The 6,086-nt window shown below is 61.7% G+C and carries 7 protein-coding genes and 1 other RNA gene; 5 read left to right on the top strand and 3 right to left on the bottom strand.

Annotated features, from left to right (window positions below):
- Positions 1 to 150 precede the first annotated feature (150 nt).
- Positions 151 to 247: signal recognition particle sRNA small type (gene ffs, locus PMI38_RS26155), an RNA gene on the top strand.
- Between the two features lie 168 nt (positions 248 to 415).
- On the opposite strand, the gene PMI38_RS10335 is transcribed toward ffs, so the two are convergent.
- Positions 416 to 847, bottom strand: coding sequence for a helix-turn-helix domain-containing protein (locus PMI38_RS10335; protein WP_008093509.1), 432 nt, complete (start codon positions 845 to 847; stop codon positions 416 to 418).
- An 83-nt stretch (positions 848 to 930) separates the two neighbouring features.
- Between PMI38_RS10335 and PMI38_RS10330 the strand changes: the two genes are divergently transcribed.
- The gene (locus PMI38_RS10330) at positions 931 to 1,419 is read left to right on the top strand and encodes a DUF2938 domain-containing protein (protein ID WP_008093507.1); all 489 of its coding nucleotides are present in this window, start codon (positions 931 to 933) and stop codon (positions 1,417 to 1,419) included.
- A 46-nt stretch (positions 1,420 to 1,465) separates the two neighbouring features.
- Here PMI38_RS10330 and PMI38_RS10325 read toward each other — a convergent pair whose 3' ends face one another.
- Positions 1,466 to 1,645: a hypothetical protein gene (locus PMI38_RS10325; protein WP_008093506.1), complete on the bottom strand. Its 180-nt coding sequence runs from the start codon at positions 1,643 to 1,645 to the stop codon at positions 1,466 to 1,468.
- 475 nt (positions 1,646 to 2,120) lie between these two features.
- Here PMI38_RS10325 and PMI38_RS10320 point away from each other — a divergent pair, with 475 nt between their 5' ends.
- A complete protein-coding gene (locus PMI38_RS10320) occupies positions 2,121 to 2,393 on the top strand; it encodes a hypothetical protein (RefSeq protein ID WP_043273376.1) in 273 nt (90 codons plus the stop codon).
- Between the two features lie 335 nt (positions 2,394 to 2,728).
- Here the strand turns inward: PMI38_RS10320 and PMI38_RS10315 are convergent, their stop codons facing one another.
- Complete coding sequence (locus tag PMI38_RS10315) at positions 2,729 to 3,496, bottom strand: substrate-binding periplasmic protein (protein WP_008093503.1); 768 nt, start codon at positions 3,494 to 3,496, stop codon at positions 2,729 to 2,731.
- Between the two features lie 123 nt (positions 3,497 to 3,619).
- Here PMI38_RS10315 and dnaX point away from each other — a divergent pair, with 123 nt between their 5' ends.
- Together dnaX and PMI38_RS10305 are read left to right on the top strand one after the other, a co-directional pair.
- On the top strand, positions 3,620 to 5,638 hold the full coding sequence (dnaX, locus tag PMI38_RS10310) for a DNA polymerase III subunit gamma/tau (protein ID WP_008093502.1): 2,019 nt from the start codon (positions 3,620 to 3,622) through the stop codon (positions 5,636 to 5,638).
- Positions 5,639 to 5,702: 64 nt separating this feature from the next.
- Positions 5,703 to 6,038, top strand: coding sequence for a YbaB/EbfC family nucleoid-associated protein (locus tag PMI38_RS10305; RefSeq protein ID WP_008093501.1), 336 nt, complete (start codon positions 5,703 to 5,705; stop codon positions 6,036 to 6,038).
- Positions 6,039 to 6,086 lie beyond the last annotated feature (48 nt).

Raw genomic sequence — 6,086 nt, 5'->3', positions numbered from 1 at the left:
CTTGCCGGCGATGAGGCCCTCCCGAACACCCTCACCCCCGGACAAGTCATTGAGAAATGATGACTTTTTCTCCCCTCAGAGGTTGTATCTACTCCCAAGACCGGTACAATGGCGCCACTCGCTGCTCAGCGAGCCGCGTAGTGGTGGCCCCATCGGTCCCCCCGCATTGATTACCCGTTAACCTGGTCAGGCCCGGAAGGGAGCAGCCATAGCGGGAACATCGAGTGCCGGGGTGTGGCTGGGGGGGCCGCCTCCATTACGCCAGTCCTTGAGCTCTCAAGGATCTCTCGCTCAAAAATCTCGAACTGTGACAGCGTTTAGGCACACTTAAGTAGCGCACTGTGCCGGGTAGTCTGTCCGCCGAATTTCTTGTCTCGAATCCCTCCTTTGTTTCGTCGATGACCTTTCTCCGTTGCTATCCGATTCGTGCAGCCCTTGCTGCTACAAATGTGGATCTGTCCTGTTTTTTTCCATGCCCCGCCGCCGACAGCTTCATCAGCCGTTGGAATTTCGGGCAGGCCAGATGATCCTCCTCAGGGCACTGCGCCGCATGTCGCAATCCTTTGCTCATCGCCTGCAACCGCCTGATCCGCGCATCCAGTTCATCCGCCTTGGCCAGCAGCAGCTGCCTGTCGACTTGCTGGTCCACCAGCATCGCTCCCACTTCATCCAGCGAAAATCCCGCAGCCTGCCCCAAGGCGATCAGTGCCAGCCTGTCTGCCACATCGGCTGCAAACTGCCGCCGCTGGCCGCGCCCGGCGAGTGATTTGAGCAAACCTTTCTTCTCGTAGTAACGCAGTGTCGATGCGGGTACACCTGTGCGTTTGGCGACATCGGCAATGTCCATTTCGGGGGCCTTGACTTGAAGTTGACTTCAACTTCTATGCTGCGTGGCAAGGTGATGACCGTCAATCTTCGAGGGCCTGTTCAATGACGTTTACCGCGATGTTTCTAGCTGCGCTGCCGATAGGTATTGGTGCCACGGGGATCATGGACCTGTGGGGGTTGCTGCTGAGGCGGTTGGGTGTTGCCACGCTGAACTTCGCCATGGTCGGGCGTTGGGCGGGGCATTTGTTTCAGGGGCGTATGCGGCACCAGGCGATTGCCAAGGCCGAACCGGTCCGGCATGAGCAGGTGTGGGGGTGGGTGATTCACTACGGCATCGGCGTGCTGTTCGCGATGCTGCTGGTGGTGATTGTAGGGGAGGGTTGGTTGCAGGTGCCCACCTTGTGGCCTGCGGTTGTTATCGGCATGGGTACGGTCGTGGCGCCGTTGTGCTTCATGCAGCCAGCGATGGGGGCAGGGTTCTTTGCATCGAGAACGCCAACGCCTGCGCGTAACTGTCTGAAGAGCGTGGTTACGCACGTAGTGTTCGGGGTGGGGCTGTTCTTGAGCGCGACGCTGATCGCGGCTGTATAGGCATCGGGAAAGCGCAACGGTCATTGGACAAGCGCAAGACTCGGGCTCAGCCCATTCGTAGTATCAGGGTGCAGGCGACCATCACTAGCAAGGCAAATCCGGCACCCAATCCCAGTGGTAGCAGAGTTTCCCAGACTGAAAATGTTCTGGCCTTGCGTATCTCTTCATCCAGATCCTTCAGCTCGCGCTGGAATTGCTCAGCACTCTCTTGAGTGATGCGGCGCATGATGTTCCCTCTTGTCTGGATTGCAGCTCAAGGTTTGAGCAGAAGGTTGATGCACGCGTAGTGTGCGCCGTTGAGCCTTCAGTGGAAATCGTTCACTTCTGATGCGGCAGTAGGTCAATCGACTTGGAGGCCGCGATTTGCGCGGGCTGCATAGCTTCAGTTGGTGTGGTCCTACTTAAATTTGGGAAATGTCCTACAACAAAGTTAAGGCTGACGAAATATCCTACGCATCCTGTCGACACCCGTCTGATTGTCCCTGGAAACCCCGCCCTTTAGGCTTTTGCGGTCGCTGTCGGTTCAGCGATCGGGTGTGGAAGCCTGGCAGTGCGGCGTATGGTGTCTGTCGTTATGACAGTTGTGCGCGGGAGGTCTCACGACCTGCCAGGTTCCCCATACGCTTGGTCTTCCACCCCGCGTACAACTGTCACCCTAATGCGTGGAAGCGAAGGGGCAGTCAAACTTGTATGGGGTCTATATGAAAAAAATTGTTCCCGATCCACCGTATACCTTCGACCTTCCTCAAGGAAAAACCCTCTCCCGAGCCATCAGCGAAGGCATCGTGCCGATGGAGTTCGTGTTGATGAATGTCTCGCACTACCTGATGTTCGCCTATAGCGACAGCCGGCGGGCGCTTGAGCGTATCGAGGATGAAGAGACACGGCAGCAGCTGCAGCATGGGCTGCGGGCCCTGCAGATTGCCTGGGGGCAGGCGGATGCTGTGACTTTGGCGGTGGAGCGGCAGCGTTAGGGCGGGGGGCTCGCCTTGAGGGTTGTGGCGGCCATTGAATCGAGCGCCGCCCGCGCGGCGCATCGCGGATAAATCCGCTCCTACATTTGTTGCAACGTGCCTATGTCTGATAGGCCATGGTTGCCTGCCTTGTGGACGCGACGTGATTTTTGGGTTGGTGCGGGTGGCGTGTCGCGATATTTCGCCGTGCGCCAAGGCGGACAACCATGGCCTGACAGGCCATGGCGCGTTGCAACAAATGTAGGAGCGGATTTATCCGCGATGCGCCGCGCGGGCGGCGCTCGATCTTGAACACGACCAACCCCTCAAGACGAACACCCACAGACGCCAAAAACTCACGGCCGAGCCGCCGAAACCTTCTCCGAATACCCCGCCGCCCCATACCGCTGCACAATCCGTTCGATCTCCCCCGACTCCTTCATCCTCACCAACGCCCGCAGCACCCCCTGCGTCGGTATCGCCGGGTCATCACGCACCATGCACCCCAAGGCCTGTTCCTCCAGCACCGCCAGCACCTGCAAACGCTGCTCGGCAGGCAATCGCTGGTTGAACCAGTGCAGCGACAGCTCATTGCTCACCGCATGCCGATAACGCCCAATCTGCAGTTTTTGCAACGCCAGTTCCTGGCTGCGGCTGTCCTCTCGGCGCAACTGCCCCTGCGCGAACAACGGCTCCAGCGTGCCGTAGGCATACCCCAGCACAGTGCCAATGGCCTGCTGCGGCAACTGCTCCGGGCGGGTAGGGCCACTGTCGCTCGCCCGCCCGACCAGCACATCGCGCTGGCGAAACAACGGAATGCTCCAGACGAAATTTCCCGGCCGGTCATTGAACCACTGGGTGCTCACATAGCAACGCACATCGATGTCGCCATCGTCCATCGCCTGTTGCATGCGCAGGCGGGCCAGCACGTGGTACTCAGGACGGGCGCCGACTTCGCGGGCCATGGCTTGCATCAGGTCGAACATCATGCCTTCCACCGGCTGGTCGCCCTCGACCCGCACCAGCGGCATGCTCCAGCTCTCGACCACGGAAAAACGCAGCACCGGCGGGTCTGCCAGGCTGTGGGTGGACCAGAGCAGCATGAGGGCCAGCAGTCTTCGCAATGCACATCCTCCTTGAACGGCGTGCCAGTTCCTAAGCTTAGACGAACCACGCAGGGTGCAATTTCGGCCCCGCTCCGCTAGCATTAGCGATCTTCCGCTCGATCAGGCTGCGATGGTTTTTCGATGAGTTATCAGGTTCTTGCACGTAAATGGCGTCCGCGCTCGTTCCGCGAAATGGTCGGCCAGGCCCATGTGCTCAAGGCCTTGATCAATGCCTTGGACAATCAGCGCCTGCACCACGCCTATCTGTTCACCGGCACGCGCGGCGTGGGCAAGACTACCATCGCGCGAATCATCGCCAAATGCCTGAACTGCGAAACCGGCATCACCTCGACGCCCTGCGGCACCTGTTCGGTCTGCCGCGAGATCGATGAGGGCCGTTTCGTCGACCTGATCGAGATCGACGCCGCCAGCCGCACCAAGGTCGAGGACACCCGCGAACTGCTCGACAACGTGCAGTACGCGCCGAGCCGTGGGCGCTTCAAGGTCTACCTGATCGACGAAGTGCACATGCTCTCCACCCACTCGTTCAACGCCTTGCTCAAGACGCTGGAAGAGCCGCCGCCCTACGTCAAGTTCATCCTCGCCACCACCGACCCGCAGAAGCTGCCGGCCACCATTCTTTCGCGCTGCCTGCAGTTCTCGCTGAAGAACATGAGCCCGGAGCGGGTGGTCGAGCACCTGAGCCATGTGCTGCAGGCGGAGAACGTGCCGTTCGAGCCGGATGCCCTGTGGCTGCTCGGCCGCGCCGCCGATGGTTCGATGCGCGATGCCATGAGCCTGACCGACCAGGCCATCGCCTTCGGCGAGGGCAAGGTGCTGGCCGCCGACGTGCGCGCCATGCTGGGCAGTCTCGATCACGGCCAGGTCTATGGCGTGCTGCAGGCGCTCCTCGAAGGCGATGCACGGGCGCTGCTGGAAGCGGTGCGCAACCTCGCCGAACAGGGGCCGGACTGGAGCGGCGTGCTGGCGGAAATGCTCAATGTGCTGCACCGGGTGGCCATCGCTCAGGCCCTGCCGGAAGCGGTGGACAACGGCCAGGGCGACCGCGACCGGGTGCTGGCGCTGGCCTCGGCCTTGCCAGCCGAAGACGTCCAGTTCTATTACCAGATGGGCCTGATCGGCCGTCGCGACCTGCCGTTGGCGCCGGATCCGCGGGGTGGCTTCGAAATGGTCCTGCTGCGCATGCTGGCCTTCCGTCCGGCCGATGCTGACGATGCACCGAAGCCGGTACTAAAGCCGGTGGGGATCAGCCAGGCCACAGCTGATCCAGCAACCCCAGTGGCAGCGCCAGCGGTTGTGGCGCCTGTCGTTGCTGCCGTTGCCCCTGCCCCGGTGGTGGAAGCCGCGCCTGCTCCTGCGCCGGAGCCTGCACCTGAGCCCGAGGTCGTCGAACCCGCGCCGGTAGCAGAGGAGGTGATCGACCTGCCCTGGGAGGAGCCCGCCGCCGCGCCCGCGCCTGCCAATGTAGAGCCCGAACCAGCTGCGCCAGCGGTAGCGCCTGCGCCCGCCCCGGCACAAGCCCCCGAGCCGGCCTTCGACCAGCCGCCGTTCGACCCGTCTGCCTACGCCCCGGCCGGCATGGATCGCGATGACGAACCGCCGATGGACGAAGACTACTACGTCGGCGACAGCGACCCGGTCGGTTTCAGCTACCTCGATGAGCTGGCCGAGCACGTGCAGGAAGAGGCGCCTGTCGTCGCGCCCGAGCCTATGCCTGCCGCCATGCCGGCGACCGGTCTGGCCCTGCAATGGCTGGAATTATTCCCACAGTTGCCTGTATCCGGGATGACAGGCAACATCGCCGCAAACTGTACGTTGATGGCCGTCGACGGCGACGACTGGCTGCTGCACCTGGACCCTGGCCAGGGCGCACTGTTCAACGCCACCCAGCAACGCCGCCTGAACGAAGCGCTCAACCAGCACCTGGGGCGCACGTTGAACCTGCGAATCGAGCTGATCCGCCCCGAGCAGGAAACCCCGGCCCAGGCCGCGGCACGCAAGCGTGCCGAACGCCAGCAGGATGCCGTGAGTGCAATCCAGCAGGATCCGTTGATCCAACAGATGATCAAGCAGTTCGGTGCAACGGTGCGGCAGGATACTATTGAGCCTGTAGACGCCCTGGTCAGCCAGGAGCAGTAACGGATAACCGTGCGGCCGGCCCTTTGCCAGGCCGCATCACATGACCCAATCGAGGTATACCCCCATGATGAAAGGTGGCATGGCCGGCCTGATGAAGCAGGCCCAGCAGATGCAGGAAAAAATGGCCAAGATGCAGGAAGAGCTGGCCAACGCCGAAGTGACCGGCCAATCCGGCGGTGGCCTGGTCAGCGTGGTGATGACCGGCCGTCATGACGTCAAGCGCGTCAGCATCGACCAGAGCCTGATGTCGACCGACGAGGACGACAAGGAAGTGCTGGAAGACCTGATCGCCGCCGCGCTCAACGACGCCGTGCGCAAGGTCGAGCAGAGCAGCCAGGAGAAAATGGGTGGCATGACGGCTGGCATGCAGCTGCCGCCGGGTTTCAAAATGCCGTTCTGATTGATCTTTTGTGTCAAATGGGGAGCAATGGCCTTAGGGTCGTTGCTC

The sequence above is a fragment of the Pseudomonas sp. GM84 genome (assembly GCF_000282535.1).
GTDB lineage: Bacteria > Pseudomonadota > Gammaproteobacteria > Pseudomonadales > Pseudomonadaceae > Aquipseudomonas.
This window is presented reverse-complemented; position numbering and strand designations above follow the sequence as displayed.